The organism is Leifsonia sp. ZF2019 (assembly GCF_019924635.1).
In the GTDB taxonomy this organism is placed as follows: domain Bacteria; phylum Actinomycetota; class Actinomycetes; order Actinomycetales; family Microbacteriaceae; genus Leifsonia.
Genome location: NZ_CP065037.1, coordinates 1998364 through 2014413 on the forward strand (window position 1 = coordinate 1998364; position 16050 = coordinate 2014413).

Sequence of the window (16050 nt, forward strand, 5' to 3'; positions counted from 1 at the left end):
CCGGCGGCGGGCGGCGACCGAGACGGCCTCCGCCCGCCGGCGGTCAGCCGGTCAGCCCGCGCCGTTCCAGCAGCGGCTCGATCACGGCGTCGCGCCCGCGGAAGTCGCGGTACGCCTCCAGCGGGTCCTTCGAGCCTCCCACGCCGAGCAGGCGGGAGCGGAACCGGTCGCCGTTCTCGCGGGTGAGGCCGCCGTTCTCCCGGAACCACTCGACGGTATCGGCGTCGAGCACCTCGCTCCAGATGTAGGAGTAGTAGCCCGCGTCATAGCCGCCGGAGAACGTGTGCGCGAAGTAGGTGCTCGCGTAGCGCGGAGGGACCGCCGGGTTGTCGAGGCCGACCGCGGCCAGAGCCTCCGCCTCGAACGCCGCGACGTCCTCGACGGTGTCGTCGGCCGTGATGGCGTGCCAGGCCTGGTCGAGGAGCGCGGCGGCGAGGTACTCGCTCGTCGCGAAGCCCTCGTTGAACGACTCCGAGGCGTGGAGGCGGTCGATGAGATCCTGCGGCATCCGCTCGCCGGTGACGTGGTGCACCGCGTAGTTCTCGACGATCTCCGGCCACAGCATCCACATCTCGTTCACCTGGCTCGGGAACTCGACGAAGTCGCGGAAGACGTTGGTTCCCGCGAACTTGGGGTAGGTGACGCGGGCGAACAGTCCGTGCAGCGCGTGCCCGAACTCGTGGAACAGTGTGTTCGTCTCGTCGTAGGTGAGCAGCGTCGGCTCGCCCGCCGCGGGCTTCGGGACGTTGAGATTGTTCACGACGACCGTCGGGGTGGCGAGGAGCTCGGACTGGGAGATGAGCGGGTTCATCCAGGCGCCGCCGCGCTTCGAGTCGCGGGTGTAGAGGTCGAGGATGTAGAGGCCGAGTTCGCTGCCGTCCTCGTTGCGGACCTCGAAGACGCGGGCTTCCGGGTGGTAGGCGACCAGGTCGGGGCGCTCCTCGAACGTGATGCCGTAGAGACGGGTCGCGGCGTGGAAGACGCCGTCGCGCAGCACCCGCTCGGCCTCGAAGTACGGGCGCATGCCGGCGAAGTCGACGTCGTACTTCTGCTGCCGCACCTTCTCGGTCAGCAGCGGCCAGTCCCAGCTCTGCACGGTGTCGCCATCGGGGAGCTGCTGCTGGAGGTCCTCCTGTTCGGCGCGCGCGTTGCGGGCCGCGGGAGGGGCGAGCCGGCCGAGCATGTCGGCCACGGCCTGCGGGGTGCGTGCGGTCTGGTCGGCCGTCACGAAGGCCGCGTGCGTGTCGAAGCCGAGCAGACGGGCGCGTTCGGCGCGCAGGCGGGTGATCTCGAGCACCAGCTCACGGTTGTCGTGCTCGCCACCGCGGATGCCGCGCGAGCGGGAAGCCGTCATGATCCGCTCGCGCACGTCGCGGCGGGTGAGGGAGGACAGCCACGGGTGGCCGGTGGGGAGCACCAGAGTCACCACGTACGTGCCGTCGAGTCCGCGCTCCCGCGCCGCCTCGGCCGCGGCGGAGATCTCTCCGTCGCCCAGTCCCGCGAGCTCGTCAGCCGAGTCGAGCACGACCGCGAGGTCGTTCGTGTCGGCGAGGAGGTTCTTCTCGAAGCGGGTGGTGAGGGTCGAGAGCCGCTGGTTGTACTCCCGCAGCCGCTCCTTGTCCGCCTCGTCGAGGCCGGCACCCGCCAGGGTGAATTCGGTGTGGTACCGCTCCACCAGGTAGCGGGACTCGGCGTCGAGGTCCAGCTCGTCGAGTGCGGCGTGGACCGCGGCGATCCGGGCGTAGAGCTCCGGGTTCAGGAGGATCGCATCCTGGTGCGCGGCGAGCCGCGGCGCGATCTCCTCCTCCAGCGCATTGGTGAAGTCCGTGCTGTCGGAGGAGCTCTTGTTGAAGAAGACCTCGGCGACGCGCTGGAGCACCTGTCCGGAGCGCTCGAGCGGCAGGAACGTGTTCTCGAACGTCGCCGGTCCGGGGGAGGCCGTGATCGCGTCGATCTCGGCGAGCTGCTCCGCGAACCCGCGCTCGAAGGCCGGACGATAGTGCTCGTCCCGGATCTCGGCGAACGGCGGCAACTGGTAGGGGAGGGTGCTGGGGGAGAAGAACGGATTCGCGGTGTCTGCCATTCGTCCAGCCTACGGCCCCATTCACACTCGCAAAGGGTGCGCTGCAAAGAAATGATTGCAAACGAATCAGTGCAAAGAAACAATTGCAAAGAATCCTTTGCATTGCTACGCTCGATACATGGCCCACGAAGACCCCCGCGAGACGGACGCCCCGCAGAAGCCGGCGCCGATCTCCCACCCCATGGACGACGCCCTCGGCATGGAGGCGCTCCGCGCGCTGGCGCACCCGTTGCGCGTTGAGATCATGAACGAGCTCTCCGACTTCGGGCCGGCGACCGCGAGCGGACTGGCGGAACGGCTGGGGGAGTCGAGCGGCTCCACGAGCTACCACCTGCGCCAGCTCGCCAAGCACAACATCATCGTCGAGGACGCCGAGCGCGGCTCGGGGCGCGAGCGCTGGTGGCGCATGGCGCCGGGCGGCGTGACGATCGGCTCGCCCGAGACGCTGGCCACTCCGGCCGGCCGTGAGGCCAACGAGCTCATCTCGCGCGAATGGCAGCAGAACAACGAGCGCCGCCTCACCGCGTTCGTCCGCCGCGGACTCGACGTCTTCGGTACGGAGTGGATGCAGGCGAGCACACTCTCGACCTCCCACCTCGAGCTCACGATCGACCAGCTGGCCGAACTCGGGCGCGAGTACTACCGCCTCCTGGACCGGCTGCGTGAGCAGTGGAAGTCCGACGATGTCGAGGGCAAGCTGCGGGCCCAGGTGCAGTTCAACGCCTTCCCGCTGGTCGAACAGGAAGACCGATGACGACGCCGCTCGGCGCCGGGTTCGCGCGCCTCTGGACCGCCGCGATCGCGAGCAACCTCGCGGACGGCATCGGCCGCACGGCGGTGCCGCTGATCGCGACGACGCTGACCCGCGACCCGGCTCTCATCGCCGGGCTCACGGCGGTCACCTTCCTCCCGTGGCTGCTCTTCGGCATCCCGGCCGGGATGCTGCTCGACCGTGTCGACCGGCGCGTCGCGATGGCCGTGGCCAACAGCCTCCGGTTCGCCGTCGCAGCGCTGCTCGCCGGACTCATCGCGGCGGACGCGCTCACCATCTGGTGGCTCTACGGCTGCGTGCTCCTGTTCGGGCTGGGCGAGACCGTCTTCGACAACGCCACGACCACGGTCGTGCCGAGCCTGGTCGGCCGCACCCAGCTCGACCGCGCGAACGGCCGTATGCAATCCGCCGAGATCGTCGTGCAGAACTTCATCGCGACGCCCATCGCGGGCTTCCTGTTCGCGGTCGCCCTCGTGCTGCCGGTCTGGCTCACGGGGTCCGGATTCCTTGTCGCCGGTCTGCTGGCGCTGAGCATCCCGGCGGCGGCCGCGCGTGCCCACGCGCGGGGCGCAGACACGGACGGGGAGGCGGCCGCCCGCCCGGGGATGGGCGCCGTCGTGCGCTTCCTGGTCGGGCACCGGTTCCTGCGCAAGATGATCGTGCTGACATCGCTCACCGCGTCGGCCCTGGCCTTCGCACAGGGAAGCGTGGTGCTCCTCCTGCTGCAGACCTTCGCGGTGCCGGAGGCGCTTGTCGGTGTGGTGACGGCGGGTGTCGGGGTGGGGGCGCTCGTGGGCGCCCTGATCTCCAGTTCGCTCGTCGCCCGATTCGGTCGCGGCCGGGTGATGTTCTGGTCGATCCTCGTGAGTGGCGTCGGTCTCGCCGGTGTCGGACTCACCGCGAACGTCGCGGTCGCCGTGCTCAGCTACGCCGTCGGCGCCTTCGGTGTGGCGGTCTGGAACGTGCCGTGGGGTGCGCTCCGCCAGGCGCTCATCCCGGGCGACATGCTCGGCCGTGCGATGGGCATCGTCCGCACCATCGGGTGGGGACTGACTCCGATCGCGACCGTGCTCGGCGGGTTCGTCGCCCGCATCGACCTGCGCCTGCCGTTCGTCATCGGCGGCGGCGTCGTGGTCGTCCTGACCTTCGTCTGCACGCGCCTGCTGCTCAGCGCGCGCAGCTACGACGCCGGCTCTCCCGAGCCGGCACTCCAGCCCATCTCGGAAGGATCCGCCTCATGACCGCCTACGCCCTCTCGGCCCGCCGGCCGTGGACCCACCGCACCGCCGTCCGTCTCGGCCACGCGCTCACCGCGTGGGGGGACCGCCCCGTTCGCCGGTCCGCTGAGCACGCCGACCTCGTCGACCAGCTGGAGGCGACGCGGGATCGCGCCGCGCGCCAGCTGCCGCAGCTCCCGCGGTAGAGCCGATCAGGCCTCGTCGTAGTCGGTGGGCTGCTGCTCCACCGGCTGCGTGATCGTGGCGGAGTCCTCCTGCGGGTTGTACCGCACCACGGTGCCGTCGTCGAGCTCCACGACGGGGCGCCCCTCCAGCCAGGTGAGGGTCCAGCGCCATCCATCGGTCTCGACGTCGGTGGCGACCAGCTCCTCCTCGACGGTCGAGAGCGCGAACGCGACGACCTCGGGGAGGTTCTCCGGAGGAGTCGCGCCGACGGCCCAGCGGGTGCCGAGCTGCATCAGCCCCGGCCCGACAGATCGATCTCGTACGTCACCCAGGAGGTGCGTTCGGCCACGGCATCGTAGACGCGCTGGGCCGTTGCATTGTCCTGGGCGGTGATCCACTGCACGACGCCGAGACCGCGCTCCTGAGCGAGCGAGCGGACATGCTCGATGAGCGTGCGCCCCACTCCGGCGCCGCGAGAGTCCTCCGCGACGAACAGATCGTCGAGGAATAGGCCGCGGTCGCCCTCGAGCGGCCGGGCGAACTCGCGCACGTGGGCGAGGCCGACGATGCGCTCCCCGTCCACCGCGACGAAGCCGAGCTCCTCGTGCTCCGGAGCCGTGAGCCACGACCACAGCAGCAGGGCGCGCTGGTCGGTGAGCTCCGTCTCGTAGAATTCCGCGTACTTCGTGTACAAGTCGAGCCAGGCGAAGAAATCGCCGTCCCTGACCGGTCGGACCTCGATCGTCATGGGTTACTCCGTTCGCCTTCCCCATACGGCCGTGCGGGCCGCGTGCGTGTTCTGACCATATCCCGATCCGGTTCAGGGGACGAGATCGTAGGTCACCCACTTCGTCTTCTGTGCGACGGCGTCGTAGAGCCGCCGCGCCGTGTCGTTGTCCTTCGCCGTGATCCAGCGCACCACGGAGAGACCGCGCTCGCGGGCGGCGTCGCGCAGGAACTCGAGCAGCTGCGTGCCCGCTCCCGCGCCGCGCGCGTCCGGAGACACGAACAGGTCATCGAGGTAGAGGCCCTTGCTGCCGTCGAGCGGGCGCACGAACTCGCGCACGTGGGCGACGCCGATGGGCGCCCCCTCGTCGTCGATGGCGAAGTAGGCCTCGAGCTCGTTCTCGGGGTCAGTGATCCAACTCCAGACGAGAAGGGCCTTCTCGTCCGTGACGGGGCTCTCGTAGAACTCCCCGTAGCCGACATAGAGGTCGAGCCAGGTGAAGAACTCGTTGTCCTCCACCTTCCGGACGGTCGCCGTCATCGTTCCTCCTCGGTCGGTGCCTGAGCAAGCAGAATATCGGTGACGGCCAGCTCCTCCGCGGCTGCGAAACGCAGTTCGGCGATTCTGCCCACCGAGCGCAGATCGGCGGCCGCCGACTCGATCGCGGCGATCTCGTCCGCGGGGCCCGAGATCACGGCGGAGTCGACAGGTGTGCGCTGCGAGACCTTCGCCGCCGTCTTCGCTCCGCGGATGCCCGTGAGAGCGCGGCCGACGACGGCCAAGACAGGACGCTGGTCGGCGCCCTCGGGGGCGACATCGGAGGCCGTCGGCCAGGGCGCGACGTGCACGGAGTCCTCCGCGGACCAGCTCCAGGCCTCCTCCGCCGCGAACGGCAGCACAGGCGCGAGCAGTCGCAGGAACGCCGAGAGGGCGACACGGAGGGCGACGACGGCCGAGACCTGCTCGGCGTTCGCCTCGCCGTAGGCGCGCTCCTTGACGAGCTCGAGATAGTCGTCGCAGAAGGTCCAGAAGAACGTCTCGACGATCTCGAGCGCCCGCGCGTGATCGTAGCCGTCGAGCTCGGCGGTCGCGTCGGCGATCACCTCGGCGAGGTTCTGCAGCATCCCGATGTCGAGCGGGCTGGTGACCTGGGCGAGGTCGAGGGAGGCGGGCGCCTCGAAGCCCAGGATGAACTTCGCCGCGTTGAGCAGCTTGATGGCCAGGCGGCGGCCGATCTTGATCTGCGTCGGGTTCTGCGGGTCGAAGGCGGCATCCGTGCCGAGGCGCGATGAGGCGGCCCAGTAGCGAACGGCATCCGAGCCGTGCCGCTCCAGGATGTCGGCGGGCGTGACGACGTTGCCCTTCGACTTCGACATCTTCTTGCGGTCGGGGTCGACGATGAAGCCGGAGATCGCAGCGTTGCGCCAGGGAACGACGTCGCTCTCGAGCTGCGAGCGCAGGAGGGTCGAGAACAGCCAGGTGCGGATGATGTCCTGTCCCTGCGGACGCAGGTCGAACGGGTAGACGGCGTCGAACAGGGCGCCGTCGCGCTCCCAGCCGCCCGCGAGCTGCGGGGTGAGGGAGGAGGTCATCCAGGTGTCCATGACGTCGAGCTCGCCGATGAAACCGCCCGCCTGGCCGCGCTGCGACTCATCGTGACCGGGGGCCGGATCGGACGACGGGTCGACGGGGAGCTGCTCCTCGGTCGGCAGGATCGGCTGGTCGAACACCGGGTTGCCCTCCGCGTCGAGCGGGTACCAGACGGGGATGGGAACGCCGAAGAAGCGCTGGCGTGAGATCAGCCAGTCGCCGGTGAGGCCGTTCACCCAGTTCTCGTAGCGCACCCGCATGAACTCGGGGTGCCAGTCGATCTGGCGCCCGAGCTCGATGAGTCGCTGCCGCAGCTGCTCGTCGCGCGCTCCGTTCTTCACGTACCACTGCCGGGTGGACACGATCTCGAGCGGCTTGTCGCCCTTCTCGAAGAACTTCACCGGGTGCTGGATGGGCTTCGGATCGCCGATCAGGTCGCCCGAGGCGCGCAGCAGCTCCACCACCGCCTGCTTGGCCGAGAAGGTGGTCTTGCCGGCGAGCTCGGCGTACGCCGCCCGACCCTCGGCGCTCTCGATCGCCGCGGGCGGCTCGCTGACGATGCGGCCGTCGAAGCCGATGATGGCGCGGTTCGGCAGGTCGAGCTCGCGCCACCAGACCACGTCGGTGATGTCGCCGAACGTGCAGATCATCGCGATACCGCTGCCCTTGTCGGGCTGGGCGAGGTGGTGGGCGACGACGGGGACCTCCACGCCGAAGACCGGGGTGCGGACGGTGGTGCCGAACAGAGGCTGATAGCGCTCGTCGTCCGGGTGGGCGACCAGGGCGACACAGGCCGGCAGGAGCTCCGGGCGAGTGGTCTCGATGTACACGGGTCCGTCGGCGCCGTGGAACGCGACGCGATGGTACGCGCTCGGCTGCTCGCGGTCCTCGAGCTCGGCCTGGGCGACCGCGGTGCGGAACGTGATGTCCCACAGCGTCGGCGCGAGGGCCTGGTACGCCTCACCGCGGTGGATGTTGCGGAGGAACGCGAGCTGGGAGGTCTTGAGCGACTCGTGGCCGATCGTGCGGTAGGTCTGCGACCAGTCGACCGAGAGACCGAGCGAGCGCCAGAGCGCCTCGAACTGCTTCTCGTCCTCGACGGTGAGGCGCTCGCACAGTTCGATGAAGTTGCGGCGCGAGATCGGCTTCTGGTCGGCCGCCTTGGTGCTCTTGTTGTCCCCGCCCTCGAACGGCGGCACGAAGTCCGCCTCGTAGGGGAGGGTGGGGTCGCAGCGCACGCCGTAGTAGTTCTGCACGCGGCGCTCGGTGGGCAGGCCGTTGTCGTCCCAGCCCATCGGGTAGAAGACGTGCTTGCCGCGCATGCGCTGGTAGCGCGCGACGACATCCGTGTGGGTGTAGCTGAAGACGTGGCCGATGTGCAGGGAGCCGGACGCGGTCGGCGGCGGGGTGTCGATCGAGTACACGCCGTCGCGGCCGGCGGCGAGGGCGGAGTCGCGATCGAAGCGGAAGGTGCCCTGCTGCTGCCAGCGGTCGCCCCATTTGGCTTCCAGGCCCTCCAGTGCGGGCTTCTCGGGCACGGGGTTCGCGGCGCTCATGGTCCTCCGGTTCGATATGTGCGGCACCGTGTCATCGGGGTGCCTGAGTGTGCGACCGTACAAGCGTACCGGAGGACCGCACCGCCGTTCAGACCTCGTCGACGATCGGGGTCCGTCGGGAGGCGATCAGCGCGGCGACCAGGGTGATGACGCTCATCAGGCCGAGGACGATGCCGGGGTGCCACCAGGCGTTGCCCGTCGCGCCGCCGAGGAGCAGTGTGAGCGCCGGGACGAACGCGGTCAGGAGCGCCGCGAGGCTGTACGCGACCGAGAGCCCGCTGTAGCGCACCTCGCTCGGGAACAGGTCGGACATCAGGCTGCCGAGACCCGCCCAGGCGAGCGTCGGGAGGATGCCGCCGACGATCATGCTGCCGACGAGGATCGGGAACGTCGCATACTGCAGGAGGAAGTACATCGGGAAGGCGATGATCAGCGTCCCGATCGCACCGATCATGACGACCCTGGCCGACCCGATCCGTGTCGCCCAGACTCCGAACAAGGGGATGGTGACGAGCTGGAGGAGGCCGCCGACGGTAGTCGCGATCAGCAGGTCCTGGAAGCTGAAGCCGAGCGTCGTGGTGCCGTAGTCGACCATGTAAGTGTTCATCAGCGAGTACGAGCCGATGCCCAGCACGGCCGCGCCGATCGCGATGACGAACCCGGAGGGCGCCTTGCGGAAGACGTCGAGCACGGGGAAGCGGTCCCGCGTCCCCGTCTCGAGCAGCTGTCGGAAGACAGGGGTCTCGTCGATCGACCAGCGGAGGTACAGGGAGACCAGCAGGAGCGGGATGGCGGTCAGGAAGGGCAGGCGCCAGCCCCACGCCGCGATCTGGTCGGTCGGTATCAGCGCGGTCGTCGCGATGAACACCACGGCGCTCAGGATGGAGCCGACCGGGGAGCCGAGCTGGGGGAGCGCGGCGTAGAAGCCGCGGCGCTTCGGGTTCGCGTACTCCGTCGCGAGAAGGATCGAGCCTCCCCATTCGCCGCCGAGCGACAGCCCCTGCACCAGACGCAGGATCACGAGCGCGACGGCGCCGAACCAGCCGGCCTGCGCGTAGGTGGGCAGGACGCCGACCAGGCCCGTCCCGATCCCCATCATCGCGATGGTGATCAGGAGGGTCGGGCGCCGGCCGATGCGGTCGCCCAGATGGCCGAAGACGATCGCGCCGATCGGGCGGATGACGAATCCGGCCGCGATGGTCAGGAAGCCGGCGAGGACACCCCCGAACGCGCCGAGCGGCTGGAAGAACAGCGGTCCGACGAAGAACGCGCTGAAGTACGCGAAGAGGTAGAAGTCGTACGATTCGAGGGCGGTCCCGACGAACGAGGCGATCGTGACGCGGCGTGCCGTGCCGGGCGTGATGCCGGGCCGATCCGTCTCGCTGCGCACGGCGGTGGGGGTGGTTGTCACGGGCGTCCTTCGCAATCGTTGATAAGTGGACCGGGTCCAATAATAGGCGTCAGGGAGAACACGAGATGGCCAGAGCGCATTCCGCATCGGGCAGGCCCCGCGCGTCCTCCCGGCAGATGATCGCCGAGGCGGCGGGCGAACTGTTCCTGGAGCAGACCTACGCGGGCACGACGATCGACGACATCGCGCGCCGCGCCGGTGTGAGCCGCGGCACGTTCTTCAACTACTTCGGATCCAAGAGCGACCTGCTGTGGCTGGAGGTCGATCAGTCGCTCGCCGGATTCGCGGACGCGCTCGCCGCCGTCGACGACGGCGTCGCACCGATGGATGCGGTCCTCGCCGCCGTGGTCGCGCTCGCCGACGGGTTCGGTCCGTCGCGCCTGCCTCTCGCGGTCACGCAGGTGGAGCTGATGGGCACCGACGCCGAGCTGCAGGCGTCCGGCCTCCCGCGCTTCCTGGCCCTGGTGCGCGCGGTCGCCGGCGCCGTCGCCGCGCGCACCGGTCTCGACCCCGACGACCTGCTGCCACGCAGTGCGGCGACCGCCGTCGTCGGCGCCATGGTCTCGGCCGCGACGGTGTGGGCGCGTGCGGGAGTCGCGCGCGGGCCGCTCTCCCCGCTCGTGCGGGCAGCGGTCGAGCCCGTCTGCCGGGGCTACGCGGCCGCGTTCGTGAACGGGTAGAATCGACGCATCGACTACGACCCGGCCATCACCGGCGAGTCTTCGGAAGAACCGTGCGGCCCGTCCGTGCGCAGTAGAACCGAACGGGGTCGGCCCGTCACAGCCGCAGAATGAGAGGCCGTACCCGGCGCAGCCGGCGGGTGGGGCAAGCGGGGTGGTACCGCGACGGGCGCGCGAGCGGCCGGCGTCCTCGTGCAGACCAGTGAACCTGCCAGGAGAGAGATGCCGTACCCCAAGCCCTCATCGGACGGAGCCTCGGCCGACGCCGCTCAGCGCTCGGACGTGCCCGCCAGCCCGGTCCTGCCCGAGATCGAGACCGGCATCCTCGCCTTCTGGAAGAAGGACGACACCTTCCGCGCCTCCGTCGCCAACCGCGAGGGCGCGCCGGAGTGGGTGTTCTACGACGGACCGCCCTTCGCCAACGGCCTCCCGCACTACGGCCACCTGCTGACCGGCTACGCCAAGGACGTCTTCCCTCGCTTCCAGACCATGCGCGGCAAGCAGGTGCACCGCCGCTTCGGCTGGGACACGCACGGCCTGCCGGCGGAGCTGGAGGCGGAGCGCCAGCTCGGGCTGACCGACAAGAGCCAGATCGAGGAGATGGGCATCGCCGCCTTCAACCAGGCGGCGAAGGACTCCGTCCTCCGCTACACGAAGGAGTGGCAGGAGTACGTCACCCGCCAGGCGCGCTGGGTCGACTTCGACAACGACTACAAGACGCTCGACGTCACGTACATGGAGTCCGTGATCTGGGCGTTCAAGCAGCTGCACGAGAAGGGCCTCGCCTACGAGGGATACCGCGTCCTCCCGTACTGCTGGCGCGACCAGACGCCGCTCTCCAACCATGAGCTGCGGATGGACGACGACGTCTACAAGATGCGACAGGACCAGACGGTCACGGTCACCTTCCCGCTGGTCGGCGCGAAGGCCGAGGCGCTCGGCCTCACGGGTGTGCGGGCGCTGGCGTGGACGACGACGCCGTGGACGCTTCCCACGAACCTGGCGCTCGCCGTCGGCCCCGCGATCACCTATGCGGTGGTGCCCGCCGGCCCCCACGGCGCCGCCGACACGCACGGCGCGACAGACGACGAGGTGCTGAGCGGCGAGTACCTGATCGCGATCGACCTGCTCGGCAACTATGCGAAGGACCTCGGCTACGAATCCGCGGCCGACGCCCAGGCCGCGGTCTCGCGCACCCTGCTCGGCGCCGAGCTGGAGGATGTGCACTACGACCGCCTCTGGGACTACTACGCCGACGCGGAGACGTATGGCACGCAGGACGCCTGGCGCATCCTGGTCGACGACTACGTCACCACCGAGGACGGCACCGGCATCGTCCACCAGGCCCCTGCCTACGGCGAGGACGACCAGCGGGTGACCGAGGCTGCCGGAATTCCCATGATCATCTCCGTCGACGACGGCGCCCGCTTCCTGCCTGCGGTCTCCGACGTCGCGGGTCTGCAGGTTTTCGACGCGAACAAGCCGCTCACGGCCCTCCTGAAGCAGCAGGGCCGACTGCTGCGCCAGGCGAGCTACGAGCACTCGTACCCGCACTGCTGGCGGTGCCGGAACCCGCTGATCTACAAGGCCGTCTCGAGCTGGTTCGTGCGCGTCACGGAGTTCCGCGACCGGATGAGCGAGCTCAACCAGGAGATCAACTGGGTGCCGGAGAACGTGAAGGACGGCCAGTTCGGCAAGTGGGTCGCGGGGGCGCGCGACTGGTCGATCTCCCGCAACCGCTACTTCGGCTCGCCGATCCCGGTGTGGAAGAGCGACGACCCCGCCTACCCGCGCACCGATGTGTACGGGTCGCTGGAGGAGCTCGAGCGCGACTTCGGCCGGCTGCCGCTCAACGCGGCGGGCGAGCCCGACCTGCACCGCCCGTTCATCGACGACCTCACCCGCCCGAACCCGGACGACCCGACCGGCCGCTCGACGATGCGCCGCATCTCCGACGTGCTCGACGTGTGGTTCGACTCCGGCTCGATGCCGTTCGCCCAGGTGCACTACCCGTTCGAGAACCGGGAGTGGTTCGACTCGCACCACCCGGCCGACTTCATCGTCGAGTACATCGGCCAGACACGTGGCTGGTTCTACCTGCTGCACACCCTCTCGACGGCGCTCTTCGACCGGCAGGCGTTCTCGAACGTCATCAGCCACGGCATCGTGCTGGGCAGCGACGGGCAGAAGATGTCGAAGTCGCTGCGCAACTACCCCGACGTCAACGAGGTCTTCGACCGCGACGGCTCGGACGCGATGCGCTGGTTCCTGATGTCGAGCCCGGTCCTGCGCGGCGGCAACCTCGTCGTGACCGAGGAAGGCATCCGCGAGGGCGTCCGCCAGGTGCTGCTGCCGCTGTGGAGCACCTGGTACTTCTTCTCCCTGTACGCGAACGCGACGGGCTACGAGGCGAAGCGCTCGGTGCAGTCGACCGACGTGCTCGACCGCTACCTGCTGGCGAAGACGCGCGACCTCGTGGAGGCCGTGACCGATGACCTGGAGGGGCTCGACTCGACGCTCGCGGCGGCGAAGCTGCGCGACTTCGCCGACGTGCTCACCAACTGGTACGTCCGACGATCCCGCGATCGGTTCTGGACGGGCGTCGGAGAGGACGGCTCCGGCGCCGAGGCGTTCGACACCCTCTACACCGTGCTCGAGACGCTGACGCGCGTCGCGGCGCCCCTCCTGCCGCTCGTCACCGAACGGATCTGGAAGGGCCTCACCGGAGGCCGCAGCGTGCACCTCACCGACTGGCCGGAGGCCGCCGAGTTCCCGGCGGACGACGCGCTGGTCGATGCGATGGACCGAATCCGCGCGATCAGCTCGACCACGCTGTCGCTGCGCAAGCAGGCCGGACTCCGCGTCCGCCTCCCGCTCGCGTCGCTCACCGTGGTCGTCGAGAACTCCGCGGCCCTGCAGCCGTTCGAGGCGATCCTGCGCGACGAGCTCAATGTGAAGGCGGTGGAGCTGGTCGAGCTGCACGACGACAGCGCGACCGCATACGGCATCACCCGCAGGCTGACGGTCAACGCACGCGCGGCCGGGCCCCGTCTCGGCAAGCAGGTGCAGCAGGTGATCGGCGCCGCTCGAGCCGGCGACTGGAGCGAGCAGGACGGCGTAGTCACGGTCGGTGGCATCCTGCTGGTCGAGGGGGAGTACGAACTGGTGCTCGAGACGGCCCAGACCGACGGCGACGCTACGAGCGCCCTCGCCCTCCTGCCCGGCGGCGGCTTCGTGCTGCTCGACACGCGCACCACCCCGGAGCTGGAGGCCGAAGGGCTCGCGCGCGATGTCATCCGCGCCGTGCAGGACACCCGCAAAGCGGCCGGTCTCGATGTGAGCGACCGCATCCGGCTGGTGCTCACCTTCGATCACGAGGGCGACGTCCGCGCGCTCGACCTCGCCGCCGATGTGGACATCGCGACCGAGACGCTGGCGCTCGAGCTCGTGGTGGGCTCCGCGTCGTCCGCGTTCGAGAAGGGCTTCACCGCCGGGCAGTTCGCGAACGCCGGCGCGTTCACCGTCGGCGTGACGAAGATGGAGGAATCGTGAGCGACGAGATCTCGGCCGAGGACTGGCACGAGCAGGCGGAGGCCGTCTACCAGGCGCTGCTGGCGCGGGTCGGTGAGGGCGCCCCGGAGCGCCGGCTCGACGCGACCCGCCGGGCGGTCGAACTGCTGGGCGACCCGCAGCGCGCCTACCCGATCGTGCACATCACCGGCACCAACGGCAAGACCTCGACGAGCCGCATCATCGAGAGCCTCCTGCGCGCCTACGGGCTGCGTACCGGGCTGCTGACCAGTCCGCACCTGGTGTCGTTCACCGAACGCATCGTCATCGACGGGCAGCCGGTCTCCGATGAGGAGCTGGTGCGCAACTGGGAGGACATCCGGCCCTACCTCGAGATCGTCGACGCTGAGCTGGAGGAGCAGGGCAAGGCGCCGCTCACGTTCTTCGAGGCGCTCACGGCGCTCGCCTACGCGATCTTCGCCGACTCACCGGTCGACGTCGCAGTGATCGAGGTCGGCATGGGCGGCGAGTGGGACTCGACCAACGTCGGGGACGGCCAGGTGGCCGTCTTCACGCCGATCTCCCTCGACCACACCAAGGCGCTCGGCGACACGGTCGAGGAGATTGCGCGCACGAAGTCCGGCATCATCAAGCCATCGGCCGACGTGGTCAGCTCGGCACAGGTGCCCGAGGCGCTCGACGTACTGCGGGAGGCCGCGGCTCTCACCGAGTCGAGCCTCGCCGTGCAGCCGCGCGACTTCGACGTCGCGTCGACCAAGGTCGCGGTCGGCGGCCAGCTCGTGACCGTGCGCGGCCGCGCGGCGACCTACGAGGACGTCTTCTTGCCGCTCTACGGCGATCACCAGGCGCAGAACGCCGCCGTGGCGGTGGCCGCCGTCGAGACCTTCCTCGGCCGCGGTTCGCAGCCGTTGAAGGCCGACCTGGTCGAGGAGGGCTTCGCGACGGCGACGTCGCCCGGCCGCCTGCAGCTCATCGGCATCGAGCCGACCATCCTGGTCGACGCCGCGCACAACCCGGCGGGCGCCTCCACCCTCGCCGAGGCCCTGCGCCGGTACTTCGACTTCGACGAGCTGACGTTCGTGATCGGCAGCCTCGCCGACAAGGACGCCCGTGGGGTGGTGCGCGCTCTGGCGCCCGTCGCCACCCAGTTCTTCGTCACCGCGCCCGCCAGCGAGCGCGCGCTCGACGCGGAGGACCTCGGCGACATCGTGCGGGACGAGGTCGGTGACGAGGCGACGATCGTCTACAGCGATGCGATCGACGCGCTCGAGTCCGCCCGCGACTGGGCCGGCGAGTCGGGCCGGCGCGCCGTGGTCGTCACCGGGTCGATCGTCCTGGTGGGCGCCGCCATCGCCTACGCGGGCGACCAGGAGTGGAAGGGGAACGGCGCGTGAGCGACGCCCCTCCGGAGTCCACCGCGGCCGGCGGGCCGCCGCCCCGCGCCCGCCGCACGCGCAGCCTCCGCGAGAGCCTCGGCTCGATCGTGCTCGCCTTCGAGCTCGTGATCGTGTTCCTCGGCGCCCTCGTGCTGTTCGGGCTGGGCGCCCTGCCGCCCGCGGTCGCCCTGGGCGGGGGAGCGGCGGTGATCGTGCTCATGATCCTCGCGGTCGGCACCCTCCGCTGGCCGGTGGGCGTCGTGCTCGGCTGGATCGTGCAGCTCACCGTCGTCGCCGCCGGATTCCTGGTGCCCGCCTTCTTCATCGTCGGGGCGATCTTCACCGCCATGTGGACCTACTGCATGATCGCGGCCGCCCGCATCGACCGCAACCAACGGGCCGCCTCGGCCCACAACGGAACGGAGAACACATGACCACCGCCGTCGAAGAGACCCTCGTCCTCGTGAAGCCCGACGGGGTCGCCCGCAGCCTGACGGGTGAGATCCTGCGACGCATCGAGGCGAAGGGATACTCGCTCGTCGACCTCCGGATGCTGCAGGCCGACCGCGAGCTGCTGGCGAAGCACTACGCCGAGCACGAGGGCAAGCCGTTCTACGAGCCGCTCGTCGAGTTCATGGAGTCCGGCCCGATCGTGGCCCTCCGCGTCGCGGGCAACCGCGTGATCGAGGGCTTCCGCTCGCTCGCCGGCACCACCGACCCGACCACCGCGGCTCCCGGTACCATCCGCGGCGACCTCGCTCGCGACTGGGGCCTCGCGGTGCAGCAGAACCTCGTGCACGGCTCTGACTCGCCCGAGTCCGCGCAGCGCGAGCTCGCGCTCTGGTTCGGCTGAGCCGGCGGGTCGGCTGCACGGGCCGACGACGAACGAAGGGCCGCGGCATGCCGCGGCCCTTCGCCGTG

The 16050-nt window shown here is 69.9% G+C and carries 14 protein-coding genes; 8 read left to right on the forward strand and 6 right to left on the reverse strand.

The genetic code is table 11. The features are described 5' to 3' along the window. Positions 1-43 precede the first annotated feature (43 nt). Entirely contained in the window at positions 44-2083 is a 2040-nt protein-coding gene (locus IT072_RS09905; RefSeq protein WP_223360781.1) for a M3 family metallopeptidase, read from the reverse strand. A gap of 118 nt (positions 2084-2201) precedes the next feature. Here IT072_RS09905 and IT072_RS09910 point away from each other — a divergent pair, with 118 nt between their 5' ends. Genes IT072_RS09910 through IT072_RS09920 form a run of 3 tightly spaced genes read left to right on the forward strand, consistent with a single transcriptional unit; the run spans position 2202 to position 4278 of the window. Continuing rightward, on the forward strand, positions 2202-2837 hold the full coding sequence (locus tag IT072_RS09910; RefSeq protein WP_223360782.1) for an ArsR/SmtB family transcription factor: 636 nt from the start codon (positions 2202-2204) through the stop codon (positions 2835-2837). Continuing rightward, complete coding sequence (locus IT072_RS09915; RefSeq protein WP_223360783.1) at positions 2834-4096, forward strand: MFS transporter; 1263 nt, start codon at positions 2834-2836, stop codon at positions 4094-4096. Before IT072_RS09910 ends, IT072_RS09915 begins: the two co-directional genes overlap by 4 nt. Continuing rightward, positions 4093-4278, forward strand: coding sequence for a hypothetical protein (locus IT072_RS09920; protein WP_223360784.1), 186 nt, complete (start codon positions 4093-4095; stop codon positions 4276-4278). The genes IT072_RS09915 and IT072_RS09920 overlap by 4 nt, the downstream gene beginning before the upstream one ends. A 6-nt stretch (positions 4279-4284) precedes the next feature. On the opposite strand, the gene IT072_RS09925 is transcribed toward IT072_RS09920, so the two are convergent. The 5 genes from IT072_RS09925 to IT072_RS09945 all read right to left on the reverse strand — a co-directional run bounded on the left by IT072_RS09925 (position 4285) and on the right by IT072_RS09945 (position 9542). Beyond that, positions 4285-4551 carry a hypothetical protein gene (locus tag IT072_RS09925; protein ID WP_223360785.1) on the reverse strand — a complete coding sequence of 89 codons (267 nt, stop codon included), beginning with the start codon at positions 4549-4551 and terminating at the stop codon, positions 4285-4287. After that, positions 4551-5006: a GNAT family N-acetyltransferase gene (locus IT072_RS09930; protein WP_223360786.1), complete on the reverse strand. Its 456-nt coding sequence runs from the start codon at positions 5004-5006 to the stop codon at positions 4551-4553. Before IT072_RS09930 ends, IT072_RS09925 begins: the two co-directional genes overlap by 1 nt. A gap of 72 nt (positions 5007-5078) precedes the next feature. Further along, positions 5079-5525, reverse strand: coding sequence for a GNAT family N-acetyltransferase (locus IT072_RS09935; protein WP_223360787.1), 447 nt, complete (start codon positions 5523-5525; stop codon positions 5079-5081). Further along, on the reverse strand, positions 5522-8131 hold the full coding sequence (gene valS / locus IT072_RS09940) for a valine--tRNA ligase (protein ID WP_223360788.1): 2610 nt from the start codon (positions 8129-8131) through the stop codon (positions 5522-5524). The genes IT072_RS09935 and valS overlap by 4 nt, the downstream gene beginning before the upstream one ends. Before the next feature lie 88 nt (positions 8132-8219). Beyond that, a complete protein-coding gene (locus tag IT072_RS09945) occupies positions 8220-9542 on the reverse strand; it encodes an MFS transporter (protein ID WP_223360789.1) in 1323 nt (440 codons plus the stop codon). A 65-nt stretch (positions 9543-9607) separates the two neighbouring features. On the opposite strand from IT072_RS09945, the gene IT072_RS09950 reads away from it, so the two are divergent. The 5 genes from IT072_RS09950 to ndk all read left to right on the forward strand — a co-directional run bounded on the left by IT072_RS09950 (position 9608) and on the right by ndk (position 15982). Continuing rightward, the gene (locus tag IT072_RS09950) at positions 9608-10222 is read left to right on the forward strand and encodes a TetR/AcrR family transcriptional regulator (RefSeq protein WP_223360790.1); all 615 of its coding nucleotides are present in this window, start codon (positions 9608-9610) and stop codon (positions 10220-10222) included. A gap of 222 nt (positions 10223-10444) precedes the next feature. Then, a complete protein-coding gene (ileS, locus tag IT072_RS09955; protein WP_223360791.1) occupies positions 10445-13774 on the forward strand; it encodes an isoleucine--tRNA ligase in 3330 nt (1109 codons plus the stop codon). Further along, the gene (locus tag IT072_RS09960; RefSeq protein ID WP_223360792.1) at positions 13771-15147 is read left to right on the forward strand and encodes a bifunctional folylpolyglutamate synthase/dihydrofolate synthase; all 1377 of its coding nucleotides are present in this window, start codon (positions 13771-13773) and stop codon (positions 15145-15147) included. The genes ileS and IT072_RS09960 overlap by 4 nt, the downstream gene beginning before the upstream one ends. After that, positions 15144-15563, forward strand: a complete 420-nt coding sequence (locus tag IT072_RS09965) for a DUF4233 domain-containing protein (protein WP_223360793.1) — start codon at positions 15144-15146, stop codon at positions 15561-15563. The genes IT072_RS09960 and IT072_RS09965 overlap by 4 nt, the downstream gene beginning before the upstream one ends. After that, the gene (gene ndk, locus IT072_RS09970; protein WP_223360794.1) at positions 15560-15982 is read left to right on the forward strand and encodes a nucleoside-diphosphate kinase; all 423 of its coding nucleotides are present in this window, start codon (positions 15560-15562) and stop codon (positions 15980-15982) included. The genes IT072_RS09965 and ndk overlap by 4 nt, the downstream gene beginning before the upstream one ends. Positions 15983-16050 lie beyond the last annotated feature (68 nt).

Bases quoted from the DNA above. Each gene is read 5' to 3' on its own strand.
- IT072_RS09930 (WP_223360786.1), bottom strand. From the start codon at position 5,006: ATGACGATCGAGGTCCGACCGGTCAGGGACGGCGATTTCTTCGCCTGG.
- IT072_RS09925 (WP_223360785.1), bottom strand. From the start codon at position 4,551: ATGCAGCTCGGCACCCGCTGGGCCGTCGGCGCGACTCCTCCGGAGAAC.
- IT072_RS09905 (WP_223360781.1), bottom strand. From the start codon at position 2,083: ATGGCAGACACCGCGAATCCGTTCTTCTCCCCCAGCACCCTCCCCTAC.
- valS (WP_223360788.1), bottom strand. From the start codon at position 8,131: ATGAGCGCCGCGAACCCCGTGCCCGAGAAGCCCGCACTGGAGGGCCTG.
- IT072_RS09910 (WP_223360782.1), top strand. From the start codon at position 2,202: ATGGCCCACGAAGACCCCCGCGAGACGGACGCCCCGCAGAAGCCGGCG.
- ndk (WP_223360794.1), top strand. From the start codon at position 15,560: ATGACCACCGCCGTCGAAGAGACCCTCGTCCTCGTGAAGCCCGACGGG.
- IT072_RS09920 (WP_223360784.1), top strand. From the start codon at position 4,093: ATGACCGCCTACGCCCTCTCGGCCCGCCGGCCGTGGACCCACCGCACC.
- ileS (WP_223360791.1), top strand. From the start codon at position 10,445: ATGCCGTACCCCAAGCCCTCATCGGACGGAGCCTCGGCCGACGCCGCT.
- IT072_RS09915 (WP_223360783.1), top strand. From the start codon at position 2,834: ATGACGACGCCGCTCGGCGCCGGGTTCGCGCGCCTCTGGACCGCCGCG.
- IT072_RS09950 (WP_223360790.1), top strand. From the start codon at position 9,608: ATGGCCAGAGCGCATTCCGCATCGGGCAGGCCCCGCGCGTCCTCCCGG.
- IT072_RS09935 (WP_223360787.1), bottom strand. From the start codon at position 5,525: ATGACGGCGACCGTCCGGAAGGTGGAGGACAACGAGTTCTTCACCTGG.